Here is a 23,408-nt window from a genome sequence, read left to right as displayed (position 1 = left end):
ACTCAAAATGTGACGCAAGTCATATAGCTCGCTTATTCATCTGGACAGACATTCCTTTTATTCCTCGATTCGCTTATTCTTGCTGAAGCGTTTCAGTCGATTAAATGTTCGACAATTGACCAATCAATCGCAGTTTGTGATAGCAAGGATTCCCCTTCGGGCGTAGCTGGATTACTCTTTCAGCCACCTCAAACTCAGGGATAGCTTTGCAGGAGATCTATGACCGTACGCGTAGCGATTAATGGCTTCGGTCGCATCGGGCGCAACGTGGTTCGTGCTTTATATGAATCCGGGCGTCGTGCGGAAATCACCGTGGTGGCAATCAACGAACTGGCGGATGCTGCGGGCATGGCGCATTTGTTGAAATATGACACCAGCCACGGCCGTTTTGCCTGGGATGTTCGCCAGGAAAGAGAGCAGCTGTTTGTCGGTGACGACGCGATTCGCGTACTGCATGAGAGCAGTATTGCAGGACTACCCTGGCGGGAACTGGGCGTGGATGTGGTGCTCGACTGCACCGGTGTTTACGGTAACCGCGAGCACGGCGAAGCGCATCTGGCCGCTGGCGCAAAAAAAGTCCTGTTTTCTCATCCCGGCAGTAACGATCTCGACGCGACCGTCGTGTTTGGCGTCAACCAGCATGAGCTGAAGGCTGAACACCTCATCGTTTCCAACGCCTCCTGCACCACCAACTGCATTATTCCGGTCATCAAACTGTTAGACGATGCGTACGGCATTGAATCCGGCACCGTGACCACGATTCACTCCGCCATGCACGATCAGCAGGTTATCGACGCTTACCATCCGGATTTACGACGCACGCGCGCGGCGAGCCAGTCAATCATTCCGGTGGACACAAAGCTGGCGGCAGGGATCACCCGAATTTTCCCGCAGTTTAATGACCGTTTTGAAGCGATTGCCGTGCGTGTCCCGACAATTAACGTGACGGCAATTGACCTCAGCGTGACGGTGAAAAAACCGGTAAAAGCCTGTGAAGTCAACCTGTTGCTGCAAAAAGCGGCACAGGGAGCATTTCATGGTATAGTTGACTATACGGAATTACCGTTGGTCTCAGTAGATTTTAACCACGACCCGCACAGCGCCATCGTCGATGGCACGCAGACGCGAGTCAGTGGCGCACACCTTATCAAGACGCTGGTCTGGTGTGATAACGAATGGGGCTTTGCTAACCGGATGCTCGACACCACGTTAGCAATGGCCGCTCAAGGTTTCAGGTAAGACGCATCGTGCGTCTGCAAAACTTTAAGAATCAACGAGAGGATTCACCATGTCTGTAATTAAGATGACCGATCTGGATCTGGCTGGTAAACGCGTTTTCATCCGTGCCGATCTGAACGTACCGGTTAAAGATGGCAAAGTGACCAGCGACGCGCGTATCCGTGCATCTCTGCCAACCATCGAGCTGGCTCTGAAGCAGGGCGCTAAAGTGATGGTCACCTCCCACCTGGGCCGTCCAACCGAAGGCGAGTACAACGAAGAGTTCTCTCTGCTGCCAGTTGTTAATTACCTGAAAGACAAACTGTCCAACCCAGTTCGCCTGGTGAAAGATTATCTGGACGGCGTTGAAGTGGCTGCCGGTGAACTGGTGGTTCTGGAAAACGTTCGCTTCAACAAAGGCGAGAAGAAAGACGACGAAACCCTGTCCAAAAAATACGCTGCACTGTGCGACGTATTCGTGATGGATGCGTTCGGTACAGCTCACCGTGCGCAGGCGTCTACCCACGGTATCGGTAAATTCGCAGACGTAGCGTGCGCCGGTCCTCTGCTGGCCGACGAACTGGAAGCGCTGGGTAAAGCGCTGAAAGAGCCTGCTCGTCCAATGGTGGCTATCGTTGGTGGTTCTAAAGTTTCTACCAAACTGACCGTTCTGGATTCCCTGTCTAAAATCGCTGACCAGCTGATCGTCGGCGGTGGTATTGCGAACACCTTCGTTGCTGCTCAGGGCCACAACGTGGGTAAATCCCTGTACGAAGCAGACCTGGTTGACGAAGCCAAACGCCTGCTGGGTACCTGTGATATCCCGGTTCCAACTGACGTTCGCGTGGCGACCGAGTTCTCCGAAACCGCTACCGCGACCCTGAAATCTGTAAACGACATCAAAGATGAAGAGCAGATTCTGGACCTGGGCGACGTTTCTGCACAGAAACTGGCTGAAATCCTTAAAAACGCAAAAACTATCCTGTGGAACGGTCCTGTTGGCGTGTTCGAATTCCCGAACTTCCGCAAAGGGACTGAAATCGTTGCTAACGCTATTGCAGACAGCGAAGCGTTCTCTATCGCAGGCGGTGGTGACACCCTGGCAGCAATCGACCTGTTCGGTATCGCTGACAAAATCTCCTACATCTCCACTGGTGGCGGCGCATTCCTCGAATTCGTGGAAGGCAAAGTACTGCCAGCAGTAGCAATGCTCGAAGAGCGCGCTAAGAAGTAAGCCATTCAAGGGCAGGGAAACCTGCCCAATTTTCAGCGCGCTTCTAAGAGCTCGCACCTTTTCTAACGGCCGAAGATACAGGACTAAGCAACATGTCTAAAATTTTTGATTTCGTAAAACCTGGCGTTATCACTGGTGATGACGTACAGAAAGTGTTCCAGGTAGCTAAAGAAAACAACTTCGCTCTGCCAGCAGTTAACTGCGTAGGTACCGACTCCATCAACGCCGTACTGGAAACTGCTGCTAAAGTTAAAGCGCCAGTTATCGTTCAGTTCTCTAATGGTGGCGCTGCGTTCATCGCAGGTAAAGGCGTGAAAACTGACATTCCTCAGGGTGCTGCAATCCTGGGCGCTATCTCCGGTGCACATCACGTACACCAGATGGCTGAGCACTACGGTGTTCCGGTTATCCTGCACACTGACCACTGCGCGAAGAAACTGCTGCCGTGGATCGACGGTCTGCTGGACGCGGGTGAAAAACACTTCGCGGCAACCGGTAAGCCACTGTTCTCTTCTCACATGATCGACCTGTCTGAAGAGTCACTGCACGAAAACATCGAAATCTGCTCTAAATACCTGGCGCGCATGGCCAAAATGGACATGACCCTGGAAATTGAACTGGGTTGCACCGGCGGTGAAGAAGACGGCGTGGACAACAGCCACATGGACGCTTCTGCACTGTACACCCAGCCAGAAGACGTTGATTACGCTTACACCGAGCTGAGCAAAATCAGCCCACGCTTCACCATCGCAGCGTCCTTCGGCAACGTCCATGGCGTTTACAAACCAGGTAACGTGGTTCTGACTCCAACCATCCTGCGTGATTCTCAGGAATACGTTTCCAAAAAACACAACCTGCCGCACAACAGCCTGAACTTCGTCTTCCACGGCGGTTCCGGTTCTTCTGCTCAGGAAATCAAAGACTCCGTAAGCTACGGCGTAGTGAAAATGAACATCGATACCGACACCCAGTGGGCAACATGGGACGGTATCCTGCAGTACTACAAAACCAACGAAGCTTACCTGCAGGGCCAGCTGGGCAACCCGAAAGGCGAAGACCAGCCGAACAAGAAATACTACGATCCACGCGTATGGCTGCGCGCTGCTCAGACGTCCATGGTGACCCGTCTGGAGCAGGCTTTCAAAGAACTGAACGCAATCGACGTTCTGTGATTTGAGCTGCTAACAGCATCGGAAGGCCCGCAAATGCGGGCCTTTTTTTATGCATTTTCAACATGCTGCAACATCTGATTTTGTGATCTGTTTGGCAAAACATGCGCTTTTTGTTTACCCTTTACTGACCTGCCTGTCTCCATGGGGGATGGATTTAGTGTTTTGGTTTAACAAAAGGAAGAATAAATGGAACAACTCGATGTTGTAGACAGCATCAATAACGCCGGTAACTGGCTGGTGCGCAACCAGGCGCTGCTGCTGAGCTATGCCGTGAACATCGTTGCGGCAATTGCGATCATTATCGTCGGGATGATCGTGGCGCGTATCGTATCGAACGCGGTTAACCGCGTAATGCTGGCCCGTCACATTGACGCCACGGTGGCTGACTTCCTCTCCGCACTGGTGCGCTACGGCATTATCGCCTTTACGCTGATTGCGGCGCTGGGCCGTGTGGGCGTGCAGACCGCCTCCGTTATTGCCGTTCTCGGTGCCGCCGGTCTGGCTATTGGTCTGGCGCTGCAGGGCTCGCTTTCAAACCTGGCGGCAGGCGTGCTGCTGGTGACCTTCCGTCCGTTCCGCTCCGGCGAATACGTTGATCTGGGCGGCATTGCCGGCACCGTGCTGCAGGTGCAGATTTTCTCTACCACCCTGCGTACCGTCGACGGCCGTATCGTGGTGGTGCCGAACGGGAAAATCATCGCGGGCAATATCATTAACTTTTCCCGCGAGCCGGTGCGTCGTAACGAGCTCATCATCAGCGTGGCGTATGATTCAGATATCGATCAGGTGAAGTCGCTGATCGCGAACATCATCGCTTCTGACGACCGCATTCTGAAAGACAAAGAGCAGACGGTTCGCCTGAACGAACTGGGCGCGTCATCGATTAACTTCGTGGTGCGTATCTGGAGCAAAAGCAGCGATCTGCAAAATGTTTACTGGGACGTGCTGGAGCGCATTAAGCGCGACTTCGATGCCAACGGCATCAGCTTCCCGTACCCGCAGATGGACGTAAACGTCAAAAAAGTTAAAGAAGCGGAATAACTTCACCCGTAGGCCCGGTAAGCGCTAGTGACACCGGGCTTTATTTTTATAAGCGCCGCTAATCTCCAATTAATATTATCAATTTCCTCTAATGTGATTCGCGCAGTATAGTCGGCTTCCAGAACAAGACTGTGAGAATTGCGTTATGTTATCCTATTACTTTCAAGGGCTTGCCTTAGGTGCGGCCATGATCCTCCCTCTCGGGCCGCAAAATGCGTTCGTCATGAATCAAGGCATTCGCCGCCAGTATCATCTGATGATTGCCCTGCTTTGCGCGGTGAGCGATCTGCTGCTGATTTGCGCCGGGATTTTCGGCGGCAGCGCGCTGCTGATGCAGTCCCCCTGGCTGCTGGCGCTGGTAAACTGGGGCGGCGTGGCGTTTCTGCTGTGGTACGGATTCGGCGCCCTGAAAACCGCTATGAGCAGCAATCTTGAGCTGGCGAGCGCCGAAGTGATGAAGCAGGGGCGCTGGAAGATCATCGTCACCATGCTGGCGGTCACCTGGCTTAACCCGCACGTTTACCTTGATACGTTCGTGGTGCTGGGTAGCCTGGGCGGGCAGCTGGACGTTGAGCCCAAACGCTGGTTTGCGCTCGGTACGGTCAGCGCCTCTTTCCTCTGGTTCTTCGGTCTTGCGATCCTGGCGGCGTGGCTGGCTCCACGGCTGCGGACTGCCAAAGCGCAGCGCATCATTAACACGCTGGTCGGTCTGGTGATGTGGTTTATCGCTTTCCAGCTGGCGAAGGAGGGCATTCATCATGTACAGGGATTGCTCAACTAAGCGTTGTCTTATGGACAACTGAACAAGACCCGCTAAGCTTGCTGGCATGCGCCCTGTTGTTGGGGCACTCTTCGCAACATGGAGGAATGACAGTGAAGTTTAAAGTGATGGCCCTGGCGGCATTAGTGAGTTTCGGTGCGGTGTCGGTGCAGGCAAGTGAATTGCCGGATGGCCCGCACATCGTCACGTCAGGCACCGCAAGCGTGGACGCGGTACCGGATATTGCAACCCTGGCAATTGAGGTCAATGTCGCTGCGAAAGATGCGGCCTCCGCCAAGAAGCAGGCGGACGATCGTGTTGCGCAATATCTCTCTTTCCTCGAGCAGAACGGTGTAGGTAAAAAAGATATCAACTCCGCGAACCTGCGTACTCAACCTGATTACGACTACCAGAACGGCAAAAGCATCCTGAAAGGCTACCGCGCCGTGCGTGCTGTTGAAGTGACCGTGCGTCAGCTGGACAAGCTGAATTCACTGCTGGACGGCGCGCTGAAGGCTGGCCTGAACGAAATCCGTTCGGTGTCGCTGGGCGTTGCGCAACCGGAGAAATACAAAGACGAAGCGCGTAAAGCCGCGATTAATGATGCAATCCATCAGGCAGAGCAGCTGGCGTCCGGCTTTAAGAGCAAGCTCGGCCCGGTATACAGCGTGCGTTACCACGTCTCTAACTACCAGCCAAGCCCGATGGTACGGATGATGAAGGCTGATGCAGCCCCGGTGTCCGCTCAGGAAACCTATGAGCAGCCAACCATTCAGTTCGACGATCAGGTGGATGTGGTGTTCCAGCTGGAGCCAACTCAAACTCAGCAAACTGAGGCGGCTAAGGCGCAGTAGTTTGCCCTCACCCTAACCCTCTCCCACAGGGAGAGGGAATTCAAGCGATTAATCCTGTCTCAACACCTTATGCCCAAACGCCAGCAGCGCGTCAGTAACGTTGCGCATCATGCGGCTTTCCGGCGCAAAACGGTGCCAGTAGAGCATCCGGCGCTGATACAGCCCCGGCGTTAGGTCAATCAACTCACCGCTTTTCAACTCTTTCTCAATCTGCAGGTGCGGGATCATGCAGCAGGTCGTGCCCTGACGCGCAAGCTGCACAAAGGCTTCGGACGAGTTGACGATATGGCACGGTACGCTGCCCGGCGGCAGGTCAAAGTTTTGCTGCAAAAATGCCTGGTGCATATCGTCCAGATGGTCGAACGCCACGGCCGGCGCTTTCAGCAGCGCTGCGCGGGTGACGCCGTTCGGGAAGTAGCGCTCCGCAAAGGCTTTTGAACCCACGAACAGGTAGTCCAGCGCGCCCAGCTGATCGACAAGACAGCTTGGCAGCGCCTGCGGCTGAATACTGACTGCCCCCACCACTTCACCGCGACGCAGGCGCTCCTGGGTGCGGGTTTCATCTTCAACCTGGAGATTCAGGCGGATAGGGGAGTCGGCCAGGACCGGCGCAAGGGCCGGCAGCAGCCAGGTTGCCAGACTGTCGGCGTTGACCGCCAGCGAGAGCAGCAGCGGCGTGGAGCCCGTTTGTTCGTCACCCAGCCATTCGTCTTCCAGCAGCTCAACCTGACGCAGCAGGGCGAGAAGTTTTTGCCCTTGCTCCGTTGGGCGCGGCGGCACGGTACGCACCAGCAGCGGCTGCCCGAACATGTTTTCAAGCTGTTTGATACGCTGTGATACGGCGGACTGGGTGATACACAGCTTTTGCGCTGCGCGCTCAAAGCCACGTTCACGAATAACTGCATCAAGTGCCTGTAGTGTTCTGTAGTCCGGACGTTTCATTGCTCTGGCTGGCTCCTTAATTTTGCTTAATCTGCACTATGACACAATTTTCCCTTCCTGGCAGACGAAATCCATTCGACGTGTTCTATAATGCGCCCTGAGTTTTCACACCACAGGCAAAACGATCATGACGCAGGATGAACTGAAAAAAGCAGTAGGATGGGCCGCTCTCCAGTACGTACAGCCAGGGACCATTGTCGGTGTTGGTACGGGGTCAACGGCGGCGCACTTTATCGATGCACTGGGCACGATGAAGGGGCAGATCGAGGGCGCGGTTTCCAGCTCCGATGCGTCCACGGAAAAGCTGAAAAGCCTCGGCATTACCGTTTTCGATCTCAACGAAGTGGATCGTCTGGGCATTTACGTTGATGGTGCGGATGAAATCAACGGCCATATGCAGATGATCAAAGGCGGCGGCGCGGCGCTGACCCGTGAAAAGATCATCGCCTCGGTTGCGGACAAGTTCATCTGCATCGCGGATGCCTCCAAGCAGGTCGACATTCTGGGTAATTTTCCGCTGCCGGTCGAAGTGATCCCGATGGCGCGCAGTGCGGTTGCCCGTCAGCTGGTGAAGCTGGGTGGCCGTCCGGAATACCGTCAGGGCGTGGTCACCGACAACGGTAACGTCATCCTCGACGTTCACGGCCTGGAAATTCTCGACGCGATTGCCCTGGAAAACGCCATCAACGGCATTCCAGGCGTTGTTACCGTAGGGTTATTTGCCAACCGCGGCGCGGACGTGGCACTGATAGGTACGGCCGACGGCGTCAAAACCATCGTAAAATGATCTGACGGGGGGAGGGCTCCCCCCGCTAAAAAATTTTTGAAAAGCTATATTTGGTGACTTGTGTCACGCTTTTCCGCCTCTTTTGCCGATCCTGCCACGTTTGTAAATTTCCTCAGCATTTTACTCTGCCATTTAGCCCTGTATGACTTTTCTTCAGAGTGCCGACGCAAACGTTCATATTGCTGCAATAGTTTTTTTTGATATGTTGGCTACAGCGGATTTCAATCCAGCACAACATCAGTTCAGATAAAAACAGGGTCGGGGAAATGGCAAAGGTATCACTGGAGAAAGACAAGATTAAATTCCTGCTGGTCGAGGGCGTGCATCAGAAAGCGCTTGATAGCCTTCGTGCGGCGGGTTACACCAATATCGAATTTCACAAAGGCGCGCTGGACACGGAAGAGCTGAAAGCCGCCATCCGTGATGCCCACTTCATTGGCCTGCGATCCCGTACCCACCTGACTGAAGACGTGATTGCCGCGGCGGAAAAGCTGGTTGCCATTGGCTGTTTCTGCATCGGCACCAACCAGGTCGACCTGAACGCTGCCGCAAAACGCGGTATCCCGGTCTTTAACGCGCCGTTCTCGAACACCCGTTCCGTGGCGGAACTGGTGATTGGCGAACTGCTGCTGCTGCTGCGCGGTATTCCGGAAGCTAACGCCAAAGCGCACCGCGGCGTGTGGAACAAACTGGCCGCGGGCTCATACGAAGCCCGTGGTAAAAAGCTGGGCATCATCGGCTACGGCCACATCGGTACTCAGCTGGGGATCCTGGCGGAGTCGCTGGGAATGCACGTTTACTTTTACGATATCGAAAGCAAGCTGCCGCTGGGTAACGCGACGCAGGTGCAGCATCTCTCTGACCTGCTGAACATGAGCGACGTAGTCAGCCTGCACGTGCCGGAAAACGCCTCCACCAAAAACATGATGGGTGCGGAAGAGCTGGCGCTGATGAAGCCGGGCTCTCTGCTGATCAACGCCGCGCGCGGTACGGTGGTCGATATCCCTGCGCTGTGCGATGCGCTGAAGCGTAAGCATCTGGCGGGGGCAGCCATCGACGTATTCCCGACGGAGCCTGCGACCAACAGCGATCCGTTTAACTCTCCGCTGTGCGAGTTCGACAACGTGATCCTGACGCCACACATCGGTGGTTCTACTCAGGAAGCGCAGGAGAATATCGGTCTGGAAGTGGCGGGCAAGCTGAGCAAATATTCCGACAACGGTTCAACGCTCTCTGCGGTGAACTTCCCGGAGGTGTCTCTGCCGCTGCACGGCGGTCGCCGTCTGCTGCACATCCACGAAAACCGTCCTGGCGTGCTGACCGCCATCAACCAGATCTTTGCCGAGCAGGGCGTCAACATCGCCGCGCAATATCTGCAAACCAACTCGCAGATGGGTTATGTGGTTATCGATATTGAAGCCGATGAAGACGTTGCCGAGAAAGCGCTGCAGAGCATGAAGGCTATTCCGGGGACGATTCGCGCGCGCTTGCTTTACTGATAGTGTGGTTTGTGGTGTCGGGTGGCGCTTACGCTTACCCGACCTACAATGCCCGAGGATTTATGTAGGCCGGGTAAGGCATAGCCGCCACCCGGCTTTGTTCTACCAGACCCAGATTTTACTGGGCGTCACCACAGCCGGTAACGGCACATCCCATTTCTCCACCGGCAGGGCCTCTACAGCCTGGCAATCATGCGCATAACCCACCGGCTGTAGCCCGTACTCCTGCCAGTTTTGCAGCGTTCTGTCATAGAACCCGCCGCCCATGCCTAAACGCTGGCCCTGTTCATCAAACGCCACCAGCGGGGTAATCAGCACGTCCAGCCCGGACAGCGGTAATACGTCGCGCACGTCGAGTTTCGGTTCGGTAATTTTCAGACGATTTACCACCAGCTCGCTGTGCGGGTGGTAGTGTAGAAACAGCAAATTACCTTGGCTAAATGGATGCAGTACCGGCAGATAAACCTTCTTTCCGGCGCGCCAGAGCTGGTCGATAAGCGGCTGGGTATCCAGCTCGCCATCAAACGACAGAAACAGAGCGACCGTGTTCGCCATTACCACTGGCGGATACGCCATCATGCGGGCTGCGGCCTGCTGCGCAAAGTGTGCTTGTTGCTCGGACGTAAGCGCGCGACGACGCTGGCGAATAAGCTGACGGATATCCTGGCGTGAGGCAGAAACTTCAGGGAATTGAGTCATGGTAGTGGGTAGAAGAAGAAAGAGGGAATCTCCGAGATGCCGCCGCAGGCTGTAACCCTTGAACCCTTGGTTCAAGGTGAATGTGTCGTCATAGTTTTAAGGCTTCTCGGACGAACCGAGCATGCTCACCAACCATGGAGCGCCACATTCTTGTGGTATGAAATATCGGCTCAGGGGACTGGCCCGCTTGCGAACATCTCAGAGAAATTTTGTCTTCACAGTTACTCTACCATAGTCAACTGAGAAGTGTTATTCAAACTTTGGTCCCGGTCTTTCGGGATTGCGACCTTGATCAAGCAACGCCTGTTCAATGGTCTGCTGGAGCATTTTAATGCGCTGCTCCATGCTAGCCGCGTAGTCGCGGGTCTTCGCTTTTTCCTGAGTCAGTTCATAGCTGATGTTCAACGCGGCGATGAAAACCAGCTGCTCAGTATTTGTGACTCTAGTGCGTTCTTTTAGATCTTGCAACCGCTGATTCAAATCGTCCGCAGCCTGATTCAAAGCATCCCTTTGTTCAGGCGGACAATTCACTCGCAGTGAACGGCCAAAAATCTGGAGATCGACGGGTTGTGCAGACATGCCACCTTCCTGCTGATTGACTGCGCTGCCTTCGCTTACTGCCCCGGGGGCTGCGAAGGGGCGACACTATAGCTACCCTGATGTGAAGATACAAGCCCTTTTCTGGTATCACCAGGGTCCAAAGTGGTAGCATACCATGAATATCCTCCCTTTGATGACGAATGCGTATGTCTATACAGAACGAAATGCCTGGTTACAAGGATTTAAACCAGTTACTGAACCAGCAGGGAGTCGGTCTTACCCCTGCCGAAATGCACGGTCTGATCAGCGGCATACTGTGCGGCGGAAACAGCGACAGCTCATGGCAGCCGCTGATCCACGACCTCACGAACGAAGGGCTGGCTTTTGGCCACGAATTGGCGGAAGCGCTGCGAAAAATGCACGCGGCCACCAGCGATTCGCTGGAAGACGATGGCTTCCTTTTTCAGCTTTATCTGCCTGAAGGTGACGATGTCAGCGTCTTCGATCGTGCCGATGCGCTCGCAGGTTGGGTAAACCACTATCTGCTGGGGCTGGGCGTGACGCAGCCTAAGCTTGATAAAGTCACCGGCGAAGCGGGTGAAGCGATCGACGATCTGCGTAACATTGCCCAGCTCGGCTACGATGAAGAGGAAGACCAGGAAGAGCTGGAGATGTCTCTCGAAGAAATTATCGAGTACGTGCGCGTGGCGGCGTTGCTGTGCCACGACAACTTTACGCGCTCGCAGCCGACCGCGCCGGAAGTTCGCAAGCCAACCTTACATTAAGAAAAATAACGCACAGGAGGGTGTCATGGTTATCTCGCAACAAGAGTATTTGCGCCGTCGTCAGGCGCTGCTGGCAAACATGCAGCCGGGCAGCGCGGCGCTGATTTTTGCCGCGCCAGAGGTGACGCGCAGCGCCGACAGCGAATACCCCTATCGCCAGAGCAGCGATTTTTGGTACTTCACCGGCTTTAACGAACCGGAAGCGGTGCTGGTGCTGATTAAGAGCAATGACACCCATAACCACAGCGTGATTTTCAACCGCGTACGAGACTTAACCGCTGAAATCTGGTTTGGCCGCCGCTTAGGGCAAGAGGCCGCACCGGAAAAGCTGGGCGTTGACCGTGCGCTGGCGTTTAGCGAAATCAACCAGCAGCTCTATCAGCTGCTAAACGGCCTCGACGTGCTCTACCACGCGCAGGGCGAATATGCGTACGCCGATGAGGTTGTTTTCACCGCGCTGGATAAGCTGCGCAAAGGCTCGCGCCAGAACCTGTCCGCGCCCGCCACCCTCACGGACTGGCGTCCGGTAGTGCACGAGATGCGCCTGTTCAAATCTGAAGAAGAGCTGAACGTGATGCGCCGTGCGGGCGAAATCAGCGCGCTGGCGCACACCCGCGCGATGGAAAAATGCCGTCCCGGGATGTTCGAATATCAGCTGGAAGGCGAAATTCATCACGAATTTAACCGTCACGGTGCGCGCTTCCCGTCCTACAACACCATCGTTGGCGGTGGGGAAAACGGCTGCATTCTGCACTACACCGAAAACGAAAGCGCGCTGCGCGACGGCGATCTGGTTTTGATTGACGCCGGTTGCGAATATCAGGGCTATGCGGGCGACATCACCCGTACTTTCCCGGTGAACGGTAAATTTTCACCAGCGCAGCGGGCAATTTATGACATCGTTCTCGAGTCACTTGAGACGGCGCTCACGCTGTATCGGCCAGGCACCTCTATTCAGGAGGTGACCGGCGAAGTCGTGCGCATCATGGTGACCGGGCTGGTGAAGCTCGGCATTCTGAAAGGCGACGTGGACACCCTGATTACCGAGAATGCCCATCGTCCGTACTTTATGCACGGCCTGAGCCACTGGCTGGGGCTGGACGTGCACGACGTGGGCGCATACGCCCCTGAACGTTCACGCGTGCTGGAGCCGGGCATGGTGCTGACCGTCGAGCCGGGTCTGTACATCGCGCCGGATGCCGACGTGCCAGAGGAATACCGCGGAATCGGCATTCGTATTGAAGACGACATCGTCATCACCGAAACCGGCAACGAAAACCTGACCGCGAGCGTGGTGAAAAAAGCGGACGATATCGAGGCGCTGATGGCAGCGGCGCGCGTATGAGCGTGATTATCGTTGGCGGCGGCATGACGGGCGCCACGCTGGCCTTGGCTGTCTCGCACTTAACGAAGGGGCAACTTCCGGTGCATCTTGTCGAGGCGGTCGCCCCACAAACGAAGAATCACCCCGGTTTTGATTCCCGCGCCATTGCCCTGGCGCAGGGCACCTGCCAGCAGCTGTCCCGGATTGGCATCTGGCAGGCCATCGCCGACTGCGCCACCGCCATTAATACCGTGCACGTGAGCGATCGCGGCCATGCCGGGTTTGTGACGCTGGATGCCCACGATTACCGTATTGACGCGCTGGGTCAGGTCGTTGAACTGCACGATATTGGCCTGCGCCTGTTCCGCCTGTTGCAGGACGCGCCGGGCGTTACGCTGCACTGCCCGGCACGCGTTGCCAGCTTCACCCGCAGTGAAGAAGCGGTCAGCGTAACGCTGGACAATGGCATCGTGCTCGATGGACAGCTTTTGGTTGCGGCGGACGGGTCGCGCTCGGCGCTCGGCACCCAGTGCGGCGTAGAGTGGCGACAGCAGCCTTACGGGCAGGTCGCGGTCATCGCGAACGTCTCGACCGCAGCAGAACACAACGGCCGGGCATTTGAACGCTTCACCCGGCACGGTCCGCTGGCGATGCTGCCGATGACGGACGGGCGCTGCTCGCTGGTCTGGTGCCACCCGCAGGATAAAGCCGAAGAGGTTAAGGCCTGGTCCGACGAACGCTTTTGTACCGAGCTGCAGAAAGCCTTTGGCTGGCGGCTGGGGCGTATTACCCATGCCGGGAAACGTGCGGTCTATCCGCTGTCGTTAACCACGGCATCACAGTCTGTTTCTCACCGCGTGGCGCTGGTCGGCAATGCGGCGCAAACCCTCCACCCCATCGCCGGCCAGGGCTTTAATCTTGGCTTGCGGGATGTGATGAGCCTTGCCGAAACGCTTTCGCAGGCGTGGAGCGAACAAAAAGACTGTGGCGCTTACCCGGTGCTAAGCCATTACCAGACGCGACGCCAGCCCGATAAAGAGGCGACAATTGGCGTCACCGATGGTTTAGTCCATCTCTTTGCCAATCGCTGGGCGCCGCTGGTTGCCGGCCGCAACCTCGGGCTGATGGCGATGGAACTGTTCATTCCGGCACGTGACGTGCTGGCGCAGCGGACCCTGGGTTGGGTTGCGCGTTAAGGAGTTATCACCGTGCAAAATGTTGATGTTGCCATCGTTGGCGGAGGAATGGTTGGGCTGGCGCTGGCCTGTGGATTGCAGGGCAGCGGCCTGCGCGTGGCGGTGCTGGAGCAAAAGCCGCCTCAGCCCGTCGCACCTGATGCCCCGCCAGAACTCCGCGTCTCGGCGATTAACGCGGCCAGCGAAAAGCTGCTGACGCGTCTCGGCGTCTGGTCAGATATCGTCGCCCAGCGCGCCAGCTGCTATCACGGCATGGAAGTGTGGGACAAAGACAGCTTTGGCCATATTGCCTTCGATGATGAAAGTATGGGCTATAGCCATCTGGGCCATATCATTGAGAATGGGGTGATCCATCACGCGCTGTGGCAGAAAGCAGAGCTGTGCAGCGACGTGACGCTGGTCGCGCCTGCGCAGATCCAGCAGGTGGCGTGGGGCGAAAACGAGGCGTTTATCACCCTGCAAAGCGGCGACATGCTGACCGCGCGTCTGGTGGTCGGTGCCGACGGCGCAAACTCCTGGCTGCGTAATAAAGCCGATATCCCGCTGACGTACTGGGATTACCGCCATCATGCGATGGTGGCAACAATCCGTACCGAAGAGCCGCACGGCGGCGTGGCCCGGCAGATTTTCCACAACGACGGTATTCTGGCCTTCCTGCCGCTTGCCGATCCGCACCTGTGCTCGATTGTCTGGTCCTTAGTGCCGGAAAAAGCGCAGCAGATGCAGGAGGCGACGCCCGAGGCCTTTAACCAGGCGCTGTGCGTGGCGTTTGATAACCGCCTTGGCCTGTGCACGCTTGAAAGCGAGCGTCAGGTGTTCCCGTTAACCGGCCGCTACGCGCGCCAGTTTGCCGCGCATCGTCTGGCGCTGGTGGGCGATGCCGCGCATACCATTCATCCGCTGGCCGGGCAGGGCGTCAACCTCGGCTTTATGGACGCGGCGGAGCTGGTTGAGGAACTGCGCCGCCTGCATCGTGAAGGCAAAGATATCGGTCAGCATCTCTACCTGCGTCGCTACGAGCGCAGCCGCAAGCACAGTGCGGCGATGATGCTGGCAGGGATGCAGGGCTTCCGCGAGCTGTTTGCCGGGGCAAATCCGGCGAAGAAACTGCTGCGCGATATCGGTCTTAAACTCGCAGATACCCTTCCTGGCGTCAAACCGCAACTTCTTCGTCAGGCGATGGGTCTTAACGACCTGCCGGACTGGCTTAAATAATATTGACCCCCGTCACACTATAATTTCCCGGCCTCTGCGCCGGGGAAATCCCCTCGTTTGAAATATTCTAATTTCACGTCATTTTTCGCATTAGATAATCTAATGTCGTGTTTTTCTTGTTACGGAAATTCGGCCCGTTTTTCCGCACGAAATATCACCATGTGCTAAATCCTGTTAGATCATTGTTAATTTTGTGCGGGGTTAATCGCATTTTTCCAGTGAATAACTCTGTAGGCTTTTCAGCGTTTTTTGGTCATAAGCTAATGTGATGACCCGTTTTACCTTATGGTTAACCGCCGGTTTCGGTGGTAAGTTCAGGTAAAAGAGAACGTTTGCGTCGGCATTCGGGAACGAGGCCGATACCGGGTTTCACGGTGAATTTTTCAACGAGGACAAGATGGCTCAACAGACTCCTTTGTACGAACAGCACGTGTTATGCGGCGCCCGCATGGTGGACTTCCACGGCTGGATGATGCCGCTGCACTACGGGTCGCAGATTGATGAGCACCACGCGGTGCGCACCGATGCCGGTATGTTCGACGTGTCCCATATGACGATTGTCGACCTGCGCGGTAGCCGCACCCGGGAGTTTTTGCGTTATCTGCTGGCAAACGACGTCGCCAAACTGAAGACGCCGGGTAAAGCGCTCTATACCGGCATGCTGAATGCTTCGGGCGGCGTGATTGATGACCTCATCGTCTATTACTTCACTGAAGATTTCTTCCGCCTCGTTGTAAACTCCGCCACCCGCGAAAAAGACCTCTCCTGGATCACCCAACACGCTGAACCTTATGCCATCGACATCACCGTCCGTGACGATCTGTCGCTGATCGCCGTGCAGGGGCCAAACGCGCAGGCGAAAGCCGCGTCTCTGTTTAACGACGAGCAGCGCAAAGCCACAGAGGGCATGAAGCCTTTCTTCGGCGTGCAGGCGGGGGATCTGTTTATCGCCACTACCGGCTACACCGGTGAAGCGGGCTACGAAATTGCGATGCCAAACGAGAAGGCCGCTGATTTCTGGCGTGCGCTGGTGGAAGCGGGCGTGAAGCCAGCGGGCCTGGGCGCGCGCGATACCCTGCGTCTTGAAGCGGGTATGAACCTCTACGGCCAGGAGATGGACGAAGGCGTCTCTCCGCTGGCCGCCAACATGGGCTGGACCATCGCATGGGAACCGGCTGACCGTGACTTTATTGGCCGTGAAGCGCTGGAGATGCAGCGCGAGAAGGGTACCGAACAGCTGGTGGGGCTGGTGATGAAGGAAAAAGGCGTGCTGCGCGGCGAACTGCCAGTGCGCTTCACCGATGCCGACGGCAATCATCTCGAAGGCGTGATCACCAGCGGCACCTTCTCCCCGACGCTGGGCTACAGTATTGCACTGGCACGCGTGCCGGCGGGCATTGGCGACACGGCGGTGGTACAGATCCGCAACCGCGAAATGCCGGTCCACGTGACCAAACCGATTTTTGTTCGCGCCGGTAAGCCGGTCGCCTAATCATTTTTATCAGGAGAACTTCAATGAGCAATGTGCCAGCAGAACTGAAATACAGCAAAGAACACGAGTGGCTGCGCAAAGAGGCGGACGGCACTTACACCGTAGGGATCACCGAGCACGCGCAAGAGCTGCTGGGCGACATGGTGTTTGTTGACCTGCCTGACGTGGGCACGACCGTTAGCGCGGGCGACGACTGCGCCGTGGCGGAGTCCGTAAAAGCGGCATCTGACATCTACGCTCCTGTGAGCGGCGAAATCGTTGCCGTCAACGACGCGCTGAGTGATTCGCCAGAGCTGGTGAACAGCGAGCCGTATGAAGGCGGCTGGATCTTCAAGATCAAAGCCAGCGACGAATCTCAGGTTGCCGCGCTGCTGGATGCGACCGCGTACGAAGCATTGTTAGAAGACGAGTAATTGTTTATCCCCCTCTCCCTCTGGGAGAGGGCAGGGGTGAGGGTGCCAGTCTTCCCCTCACCCTAACCCTCTCCCAGAGGGAGAGGGAACTTAAATTCACTGCACGTTTCAGGAACCATCGCTCATGACACAGACTTTAAGCCAGCTTGAAAACCGTGGCGCCTTCATTGAACGTCACATTGGGCCGGATGCTCAGCAACAGCAGGAGATGCTGAAGACAGTTGGCGCGGATTCATTAAACGCACTGATCGGCCAGATTGTGCCAAAAGACATCCAGCTTGCCACGCCGCCTCACGTGGGGGAAGCCACCACGGAATTCGCCGCGCTGGCGGAGCTGAAGGCTATCGCAGGCCTGAACAAGCGCTATAAGTCTTACATTGGCATGGGCTACACCAACGTGCAGTTGCCGCCGGTTATCCTGCGCAACATGCTGGAGAACCCGGGCTGGTACACCGCTTACACCCCGTATCAGCCAGAAGTCTCCCAGGGCCGTCTGGAAGCGCTGCTGAACTTCCAGCAGGTGACGTTGGATCTGACCGGTATGGATATTGCCTCCGCCTCGCTGCTGGATGAAGCCACCGCTGCCGCCGAAGCAATGGCGATGGCAAAACGCGTCAGCAAGCTGAAAAATGCTAACCGCTTCTTCGTGGCGGCGGACGTGCATCCTCAGACGCTGGACGTGGTGCGCACCCGTGCGGAAACCTTCGGCTTTGACGTGATCGTCGACGACGCTGACAAAGTGCTGGATCACCAGGACGTCTTCGGCGTACTGCTGCAGCAGGTAGGTACGACGGGTGAAGTACACGACTACGGCACGCTGATTGCCGAGCTGAAGTCCCGCAAAGTGGTTGTCAGCGTTGCCGCCGATTTTATGGCGCTGGTGCTGCTGACGGCGCCGGGCAAACAGGGCGCGGATATTGTCTTCGGCTCTGCGCAACGCTTTGGCGTGCCGATGGGCTACGGCGGCCCGCACGCGGCGTTCTTCGGCGCGAAAGATGAATTCAAACGCTCCATGCCTGGCCGCATTATCGGCGTCTCAAAAGATGCTGCCGGTAACACCGCCCTGCGCATGGCGATGCAGACTCGCGAGCAGCATATCCGCCGCGAGAAAGCGAACTCCAACATCTGTACCTCCCAGGTGCTGCTTGCAAACATCGCCAGCCTGTACGCCGTGTTCCACGGCCCGGCTGGCCTGAAGCGCATTGCCAGCCGCATTCACCGCCTGGCCGATATTCTGGCCTGTGGTCTGCAGCAGAAAGGCCTCAAGCTGCGCCACGCTCACTACTTCGACACTCTGTGTGTGGAAGTGGCGGACAAAGCGGCGGTGCTGGCGCGTGCGAATGCGGCAGAGATCAACCTGCGCAGCGACATCCACAACGCGGTCGGCATTACGCTGGATGAAAGTACCACCCGTGACGATATTCTGAACCTGTTCAGCGTGTTGCTGGGTGACGCGCACGGTCTGGACATTGATGCGCTCGACAAAGAGGTCGCGCTCGACAGCCGCTCCATTCAGGAAAGCATGCTGCGTGTTGACGCGATCCTGACCCATCCGGTGTTCAACCGCTACCACAGCGAAACCGAGATGATGCGCTATATGCACTCTCTGGAGCGCAAGGATCTGGCGCTGAACCAGGCGATGATCCCGCTGGGCTCCTGCACCATGAAGCTGAACGCCGCGGCAGAGATGATCCCTATCACCTGGCCTGAGTTCTCCGAACTACACCCGTTCTGCCCGCCAGAGCAGGCGGAAGGTTATCATATGATGATCAACCAGCTTTCCGACTGGCTGGTGAAGCTGACCGGTTATGACGCGCTCTGCATGCAGCCGAACTCCGGCGCGCAGGGCGAATACGCGGGCCTGCTGGCGATTCGTCACTATCATGAAAGCCGCAACGAAGGACACCGCGATATCTGCCTGATCCCAAGCTCTGCTCATGGCACCAACCCGGCCTCTGCCCAGATGGCGGGCATGGAAGTGGTGGTCGTGGCGTGCGATAAGAACGGCAACATCGATCTGGCAGACCTGCGTGCGAAAGCCGAACAGGCGGGCGACAAGCTCTCCTGCATCATGGTGACCTACCCTTCCACCCACGGCGTATACGAAGAGACCATCCGTGAAGTGTGCGAAGTGGTGCACCAGTTTGGCGGTCAGGTTTACCTCGACGGCGCAAACATGAACGCTCAGGTGGGCATTACCTCTCCGGGCTTTATTGGCGCGGACGTGTCGCACCTGAACCTGCACAAAACCTTCTGCATCCCGCACGGCGGTGGCGGCCCGGGCATGGGCCCAATCGGCGTGAAAGCGCACCTGGCACCGTTTGTGCCGGGCCACAGCGTGGTGCAGATTGAAGGCATGCTAACCCGTCAGGGCGCGGTCTCTGCGGCACCGTTCGGTAGCGCCTCTATCCTGCCAATCAGCTGGATGTACATCCGCATGATGGGCGCGGAAGGGCTGAAGCAGGCGAGCCAGGTGGCGATCCTGAACGCTAACTACATTGCGACTCGCCTGAAGTCCGCCTTCCCGGTGCTTTACACAGGCCGCGACGGTCGCGTGGCGCACGAGTGCATCCTCGATATTCGTCCGCTGAAAGAGCAGACCGGTATTAGCGAGCTGGATATCGCCAAGCGTCTGATCGACTACGGCTTCCACGCGCCAACCATGTCGTTCCCGGTTGCGGGGACGCTGATGGTGGAGCCGACCGAGTCTGAAAGCAAAGCCGAGCTGGATCGCTTTATCGACGCGATGCTGGCCATCCGCATGGAGATCGACCGCGTGCAGGACGGCGAATGGACGCTGGAAGATAACCCGCTGGTTAACGCCCCGCACACTCAGCACGAGATGGTGGCAGAGTGGAACCACGGCTACTCCCGCGAACTGGCCGTCTTCCCGGCAGGCGTGGCGAACAAATACTGGCCGACCGTGAAGCGTCTTGATGATGTCTACGGCGACCGTAACCTGTTCTGCTCCTGCGTACCGATGAGCGAATATCAGTAATTATTTGCCATACTGTAGGCCGGGTAAGCGTAAGCGCCACCCGGCTTTTTTTTATCTGGAGGTTGTGAATGGCAATTGCACTGGTCACCGGCGCGAGCCGGGGCATTGGGAAAGCCACCGCGCTGCAGCTGGCACGTGAAGGCTACACCGTGGCGGTAAACTATCACCACAACATTAAAGCCGCGACGGACGTGATCAACCAGATCGTTGAGGCGGGCGGTAAAGCGTTTGCCGTGCGTGCGGACATCAGCGACGAAGCTCAGGTGCTGGCGATGTTTGACAGCCTCGATCGTGAAGGCGAGCCGCTTCGTGCGCTGGTCAATAATGCGGGCATTCTGTTTGAGCAATCCACTATCGAGAATCTCTCCGCTGAGCGCATTAACCGCGTCCTTGCGACCAACGTCACGGGCTACTTTCTCTGCTGTCGGGAAGCGGTAAAACGCATGTCCTTCAAACATGGCGGCAAGGGTGGGGCGATAGTGAACGTCTCTTCCGCGGCATCGCGTCTGGGCGCGCCGGGTGAATATGTGGATTATGCCGCGTCCAAGGGGGCGGTGGATTCGCTGACAACCGGGCTATCGCTGGAGGTGGCAGCACAGGGTATCCGCGTGAATTGCGTGCGGCCCGGGCTTATCTATACTGATATTCACGCATCCGGCGGGGAGCCGGGGCGGGTGGATCGGGTGAAATCGCTGCTGCCGATGCAGCGCGGCGGCCAGCCGGAAGAGGTGGCGCAGGCGATTGTCTGGCTGCTGAGCGAGAAGGCGTCGTACGTAACGGGTAGTTTTATCGAGTTAGCGGGTGGGAAATAAATCCCTCACCCTAACCCTCTCCCCAAAGGGGAGAGGGGATCACTGCGTTAAAGTTTTTCGCCGTTGCTGGCAATCACTTCCTTATACCAGTTAAAGCTCTTCTTACGGGAACGCGACATGTCGCCCGTTCCGTCGTCGTGCTTGTTCACGTAGATAAAGCCGTAGCGCTTGCTGTACTGGCCGGTGGTGAACGACACGCAGTCGATGCAGCCCCACGGGGTATAGCCCATCAGATCCACGCCATCGTGCGTGACGGCTTTGATCATCTCTTCCACGTGTGCACGCAGGTAGTCGATACGATAGTCATCGTTGATGCTGCCGTCTTCTTCCACTTTGTCATAGGCGCCGAAGCCGTTTTCCACGATAAACAGCGGCTTCTGATAACGCTCGTACAGTTCGCACAGGGAATAACGCAGGCCCACCGGGTCAATCTGCCAGCCCCAGTCGGATGCCTTCACGTGCGGGTTCGGTACGCTGCCTTCAAAGCCGGAGATGGCGTCACCGGTACCGCCTTCCGCCTTCACCGCATTGGTCATGTAGTAGCTGAAACCTAAGTAGTCGCAGGTACCTTCACGCAGGATCTGCTCGTCGCCTGCCTCCATTTTGATGGAGAAGCCGCGGCGCTCCCACTCGTTCAGCACGTAGGACGGGTAGTAACCACGCAGCTGGACGTCGGTAAAGACATAGCGCTCGCGCATCGATTCCTGGGCGAACATCACGTCTTCCGGCTTGCAGGAGAACGGATAGAGCGCCACCATGGCCAGCATACAGCCCACTTTCATCTCCGGGTTGATGCGGCGCGCGGCTTTCACCGCCAGGGCGCTGGCCACAAACTGGTGGTGCAGGACCTGGTACATGGTCTCTTCCGGATTGTCATGTTCGGTATAGACCACGCCCGAGCAGCAGTAACCGAACAGCGGCGCGCGCCAGTTACGCTGGTTATTGATTTCGTTGAAGGTCATCCAGTATTTGACCTTGTTTTTGTAGCGCTCGAAGACCACTTCCGCGAAGCGCACAAAGAAATCGACCACTTTACGGTTGGTCCAGCTACCGTACTCCTGCACCAGGTGCAGCGGCATTTCGAAGTGGGAGAGGGTGATCACCGGTTCGATGTTGTACTTCAGCAGCTCATCGAACATGTCGTCGTAGAATTTTAGCCCTTCCTCGTTTGGCTGCGTTTCGTCACCTTTCGGGAATATGCGTGTCCAGGCAATAGAGGTACGGAAGCACTTGAAGCCCATCTCGGCAAACAGCTTGATGTCTTCTTTATAGTGGCCGTGGAAATCGATGGCCTCATGATTGGGGTAATATTTACCCGGCACCACCTCCTGCGTGATTTCGCGCGGCACGCCGTGTGCGCCGCCGGTTAAGACGTCGCAAATGCTTGGCCCTTTGCCGCCTTTGTTCCAACCGCCTTCAACCTGGTGAGCGGCAACCGCGCCGCCCCATAAAAAATCTTTTGGTAAGGTTAATTTTTTCATCGCTGCTATTCTCAACAAATGGCTTATTGGCATTGAGTCTAGCAAAGCGAAATTGATTGTCACGATATAACAATTTGCGGAAATTGTGATTTGTCACATCAAAAAAACAGGGTGTTTTATTCCGTCAGTTTCTTCGCCAGCTTGCGTCCGAGGGATTCCAGAATATAGATGACGGGGATTTGCGTGGTGATATCGTAGACGCCGCCAATTCGCGTCTGGGGAACGTGCCAGGAGAGATTAAAGTCCGCCAGTTTTGCCAGGCGAGAGTGCTCATGGCTGGTGATGGAGAGCACCTTACAGTGATGCAGGCTGAACTGGCTGGCGAAGCGCAGTATCTCCTCGGTTTCGCCCGAGACGGAGAGCACAATGGCCAGCGCATTTTTCGCCATATCATTGGTGACCGGGAAATAAGGGTCATCAATATGATTACTGAATTTACCAATATTCGAAAAGAAACGTGCGCCATATTTCGCCAGTGAGCCTGACGTGCCCGCCCCGACAAAAATAATGCGCTCTGAAGAGAGAATGATATTTACCGCGTCATCTAATAACGCGTCGAACTCTTCATTATTCACGCTTTTAAAGAAGCTGATAATTTCGCTGGCACCGAAATTCGCCTGCTGGGGCTCATTCTGCTCAAGATAGAGCTTAAAGCGCACGCGAAATTCCGAATATCCTTCGCAGTTGAGCTTGCGGCAAAAGCGCAGGATGGTGGTGGTTGAGACGCCGGCCGCATCCGCCAGCTCGCGGATGGTCATATACATCACTTTGTCTCGATTTTTGATGACATAGTTGTAGACCATCATCTCCAGGTTATTGAGACTGGCAATGGCGGAGTGGGTGAACATACTCACTGTGGCAAAACTCTCATTCAGACCTCATTTATCCATCATAACATGCAGCCAGACGGCACGGGCCAATTTTATGCCATTGATTAGTAACGCTT

At 56.4% G+C, this 23,408-nt stretch carries 21 protein-coding genes and 1 other RNA gene; 16 read left to right on the top strand and 6 right to left on the bottom strand.

Annotated features, from left to right (window positions below; all coding sequences use genetic code 11):
• Nucleotides 1-219: 219 nt before the first annotated feature.
• The 6 genes from epd to V1603_RS22695 all read left to right on the top strand — a co-directional run bounded on the left by epd (nt 220) and on the right by V1603_RS22695 (nt 6,279).
• Nucleotides 220-1,239 carry an erythrose-4-phosphate dehydrogenase gene (epd, locus tag V1603_RS22720; RefSeq protein WP_061097136.1) on the top strand — a complete coding sequence of 340 codons (1,020 nt, stop codon included), beginning with the start codon at nt 220-222 and terminating at the stop codon, nt 1,237-1,239.
• Nucleotides 1,240-1,288: 49 nt separating this feature from the next.
• The gene (gene pgk / locus V1603_RS22715) at nt 1,289-2,452 is read left to right on the top strand and encodes a phosphoglycerate kinase (RefSeq protein WP_023309116.1); all 1,164 of its coding nucleotides are present in this window, start codon (nt 1,289-1,291) and stop codon (nt 2,450-2,452) included.
• A 92-nt stretch (nt 2,453-2,544) separates the two neighbouring features.
• Nucleotides 2,545-3,624: a class II fructose-bisphosphate aldolase gene (fbaA, locus tag V1603_RS22710; protein ID WP_061097137.1), complete on the top strand. Its 1,080-nt coding sequence runs from the start codon at nt 2,545-2,547 to the stop codon at nt 3,622-3,624.
• Nucleotides 3,625-3,810: 186 nt separating this feature from the next.
• Nucleotides 3,811-4,665, top strand: a complete 855-nt coding sequence (gene mscS, locus V1603_RS22705; protein ID WP_163329636.1) for a small-conductance mechanosensitive channel MscS — start codon at nt 3,811-3,813, stop codon at nt 4,663-4,665.
• A 145-nt stretch (nt 4,666-4,810) separates the two neighbouring features.
• On the top strand, nt 4,811-5,446 hold the full coding sequence (gene argO, locus V1603_RS22700; protein WP_395313293.1) for an arginine exporter ArgO: 636 nt from the start codon (nt 4,811-4,813) through the stop codon (nt 5,444-5,446).
• A gap of 92 nt (nt 5,447-5,538) precedes the next feature.
• Entirely contained in the window at nt 5,539-6,279 is a 741-nt protein-coding gene (locus V1603_RS22695; RefSeq protein WP_116341915.1) for an oxidative stress defense protein, read from the top strand.
• Between the two features lie 48 nt (nt 6,280-6,327).
• Here the strand turns inward: V1603_RS22695 and argP are convergent, their stop codons facing one another.
• Nucleotides 6,328-7,221 carry a DNA-binding transcriptional regulator ArgP gene (gene argP, locus V1603_RS22690; RefSeq protein WP_003860089.1) on the bottom strand — a complete coding sequence of 298 codons (894 nt, stop codon included), beginning with the start codon at nt 7,219-7,221 and terminating at the stop codon, nt 6,328-6,330.
• A 127-nt stretch (nt 7,222-7,348) separates the two neighbouring features.
• On the opposite strand from argP, the gene rpiA reads away from it, so the two are divergent.
• Nucleotides 7,349-8,008, top strand: a complete 660-nt coding sequence (rpiA, locus tag V1603_RS22685; protein WP_003860091.1) for a ribose-5-phosphate isomerase RpiA — start codon at nt 7,349-7,351, stop codon at nt 8,006-8,008.
• A gap of 266 nt (nt 8,009-8,274) precedes the next feature.
• Nucleotides 8,275-9,507 carry a phosphoglycerate dehydrogenase gene (serA, locus tag V1603_RS22680; RefSeq protein ID WP_116341913.1) on the top strand — a complete coding sequence of 411 codons (1,233 nt, stop codon included), beginning with the start codon at nt 8,275-8,277 and terminating at the stop codon, nt 9,505-9,507.
• Nucleotides 9,508-9,609: 102 nt separating this feature from the next.
• Here serA and V1603_RS22675 read toward each other — a convergent pair whose 3' ends face one another.
• From V1603_RS22675 to zapA, 3 genes are all read right to left on the bottom strand, one after another.
• On the bottom strand, nt 9,610-10,206 hold the full coding sequence (locus V1603_RS22675) for a 5-formyltetrahydrofolate cyclo-ligase (RefSeq protein WP_320719827.1): 597 nt from the start codon (nt 10,204-10,206) through the stop codon (nt 9,610-9,612).
• A gap of 24 nt (nt 10,207-10,230) precedes the next feature.
• Nucleotides 10,231-10,414, bottom strand: a non-coding RNA gene (ssrS, locus tag V1603_RS22670) — 6S RNA.
• A 41-nt stretch (nt 10,415-10,455) separates the two neighbouring features.
• Nucleotides 10,456-10,785, bottom strand: a complete 330-nt coding sequence (gene zapA / locus V1603_RS22665; RefSeq protein ID WP_006811891.1) for a cell division protein ZapA — start codon at nt 10,783-10,785, stop codon at nt 10,456-10,458.
• A gap of 167 nt (nt 10,786-10,952) precedes the next feature.
• Between zapA and V1603_RS22660 the strand changes: the two genes are divergently transcribed.
• From V1603_RS22660 to V1603_RS22625, 8 genes are all read left to right on the top strand, one after another.
• Nucleotides 10,953-11,531 (top strand): YecA family protein, encoded by a 579-nt coding sequence (locus tag V1603_RS22660; RefSeq protein WP_028014333.1) that lies wholly within the window; start codon nt 10,953-10,955, stop codon nt 11,529-11,531.
• Between the two features lie 31 nt (nt 11,532-11,562).
• Complete coding sequence (gene pepP / locus V1603_RS22655; RefSeq protein ID WP_395314007.1) at nt 11,563-12,876, top strand: Xaa-Pro aminopeptidase; 1,314 nt, start codon at nt 11,563-11,565, stop codon at nt 12,874-12,876.
• Nucleotides 12,873-14,051 carry a 2-octaprenyl-6-methoxyphenyl hydroxylase gene (ubiH, locus tag V1603_RS22650; protein WP_233002857.1) on the top strand — a complete coding sequence of 393 codons (1,179 nt, stop codon included), beginning with the start codon at nt 12,873-12,875 and terminating at the stop codon, nt 14,049-14,051. The genes pepP and ubiH overlap by 4 nt, the downstream gene beginning before the upstream one ends.
• Nucleotides 14,052-14,063: 12 nt before the next feature.
• The gene (gene ubiI / locus V1603_RS22645) at nt 14,064-15,266 is read left to right on the top strand and encodes an FAD-dependent 2-octaprenylphenol hydroxylase (RefSeq protein ID WP_116341907.1); all 1,203 of its coding nucleotides are present in this window, start codon (nt 14,064-14,066) and stop codon (nt 15,264-15,266) included.
• A gap of 397 nt (nt 15,267-15,663) precedes the next feature.
• A complete protein-coding gene (gene gcvT, locus V1603_RS22640; protein ID WP_116341905.1) occupies nt 15,664-16,758 on the top strand; it encodes a glycine cleavage system aminomethyltransferase GcvT in 1,095 nt (364 codons plus the stop codon).
• Between the two features lie 23 nt (nt 16,759-16,781).
• Nucleotides 16,782-17,171, top strand: coding sequence for a glycine cleavage system protein GcvH (gene gcvH / locus V1603_RS22635; RefSeq protein ID WP_008499718.1), 390 nt, complete (start codon nt 16,782-16,784; stop codon nt 17,169-17,171).
• 124 nt (nt 17,172-17,295) lie between these two features.
• On the top strand, nt 17,296-20,169 hold the full coding sequence (gene gcvP / locus V1603_RS22630) for an aminomethyl-transferring glycine dehydrogenase (protein ID WP_395313292.1): 2,874 nt from the start codon (nt 17,296-17,298) through the stop codon (nt 20,167-20,169).
• Between the two features lie 68 nt (nt 20,170-20,237).
• Nucleotides 20,238-20,981 carry an SDR family oxidoreductase gene (locus tag V1603_RS22625; RefSeq protein ID WP_047650195.1) on the top strand — a complete coding sequence of 248 codons (744 nt, stop codon included), beginning with the start codon at nt 20,238-20,240 and terminating at the stop codon, nt 20,979-20,981.
• Between the two features lie 47 nt (nt 20,982-21,028).
• Here V1603_RS22625 and bglA read toward each other — a convergent pair whose 3' ends face one another.
• Complete coding sequence (bglA, locus tag V1603_RS22620) at nt 21,029-22,462, bottom strand: 6-phospho-beta-glucosidase BglA (protein ID WP_033146593.1); 1,434 nt, start codon at nt 22,460-22,462, stop codon at nt 21,029-21,031.
• 116 nt (nt 22,463-22,578) lie between these two features.
• Nucleotides 22,579-23,310: a MurR/RpiR family transcriptional regulator gene (locus tag V1603_RS22615; RefSeq protein WP_192982836.1), complete on the bottom strand. Its 732-nt coding sequence runs from the start codon at nt 23,308-23,310 to the stop codon at nt 22,579-22,581.
• Nucleotides 23,311-23,408: the final 98 nt, after the last annotated feature.

Origin of the sequence: Enterobacter sp. ECC-219, assembly GCF_043966805.1 — a bacterium.
GTDB classification, from domain to species: Bacteria; Pseudomonadota; Gammaproteobacteria; order Enterobacterales; family Enterobacteriaceae; genus Enterobacter; species Enterobacter cloacae_N.
This window is presented reverse-complemented; position numbering and strand designations above follow the sequence as displayed.

Excerpts from the sequence above, each read along its gene's own strand:
- gcvH (WP_008499718.1), top strand. The coding sequence starts at position 16,782 with ATGAGCAATGTGCCAGCAGAACTGAAATACAGCAAAGAACACGAGTGG.
- V1603_RS22660 (WP_028014333.1), top strand. The coding sequence starts at position 10,953 with ATGTCTATACAGAACGAAATGCCTGGTTACAAGGATTTAAACCAGTTA.
- serA (WP_116341913.1), top strand. The coding sequence starts at position 8,275 with ATGGCAAAGGTATCACTGGAGAAAGACAAGATTAAATTCCTGCTGGTC.
- argP (WP_003860089.1), bottom strand. The coding sequence starts at position 7,221 with ATGAAACGTCCGGACTACAGAACACTACAGGCACTTGATGCAGTTATT.
- rpiA (WP_003860091.1), top strand. The coding sequence starts at position 7,349 with ATGACGCAGGATGAACTGAAAAAAGCAGTAGGATGGGCCGCTCTCCAG.
- pgk (WP_023309116.1), top strand. The coding sequence starts at position 1,289 with ATGTCTGTAATTAAGATGACCGATCTGGATCTGGCTGGTAAACGCGTT.
- gcvP (WP_395313292.1), top strand. The coding sequence starts at position 17,296 with ATGACACAGACTTTAAGCCAGCTTGAAAACCGTGGCGCCTTCATTGAA.
- V1603_RS22675 (WP_320719827.1), bottom strand. The coding sequence starts at position 10,206 with ATGACTCAATTCCCTGAAGTTTCTGCCTCACGCCAGGATATCCGTCAG.
- V1603_RS22625 (WP_047650195.1), top strand. The coding sequence starts at position 20,238 with ATGGCAATTGCACTGGTCACCGGCGCGAGCCGGGGCATTGGGAAAGCC.
- ubiH (WP_233002857.1), top strand. The coding sequence starts at position 12,873 with ATGAGCGTGATTATCGTTGGCGGCGGCATGACGGGCGCCACGCTGGCC.
- mscS (WP_163329636.1), top strand. The coding sequence starts at position 3,811 with ATGGAACAACTCGATGTTGTAGACAGCATCAATAACGCCGGTAACTGG.
- epd (WP_061097136.1), top strand. The coding sequence starts at position 220 with ATGACCGTACGCGTAGCGATTAATGGCTTCGGTCGCATCGGGCGCAAC.
- fbaA (WP_061097137.1), top strand. The coding sequence starts at position 2,545 with ATGTCTAAAATTTTTGATTTCGTAAAACCTGGCGTTATCACTGGTGAT.
- gcvT (WP_116341905.1), top strand. The coding sequence starts at position 15,664 with ATGGCTCAACAGACTCCTTTGTACGAACAGCACGTGTTATGCGGCGCC.
- zapA (WP_006811891.1), bottom strand. The coding sequence starts at position 10,785 with ATGTCTGCACAACCCGTCGATCTCCAGATTTTTGGCCGTTCACTGCGA.
- argO (WP_395313293.1), top strand. The coding sequence starts at position 4,811 with ATGTTATCCTATTACTTTCAAGGGCTTGCCTTAGGTGCGGCCATGATC.
- bglA (WP_033146593.1), bottom strand. The coding sequence starts at position 22,462 with ATGAAAAAATTAACCTTACCAAAAGATTTTTTATGGGGCGGCGCGGTT.
- V1603_RS22615 (WP_192982836.1), bottom strand. The coding sequence starts at position 23,310 with ATGTTCACCCACTCCGCCATTGCCAGTCTCAATAACCTGGAGATGATG.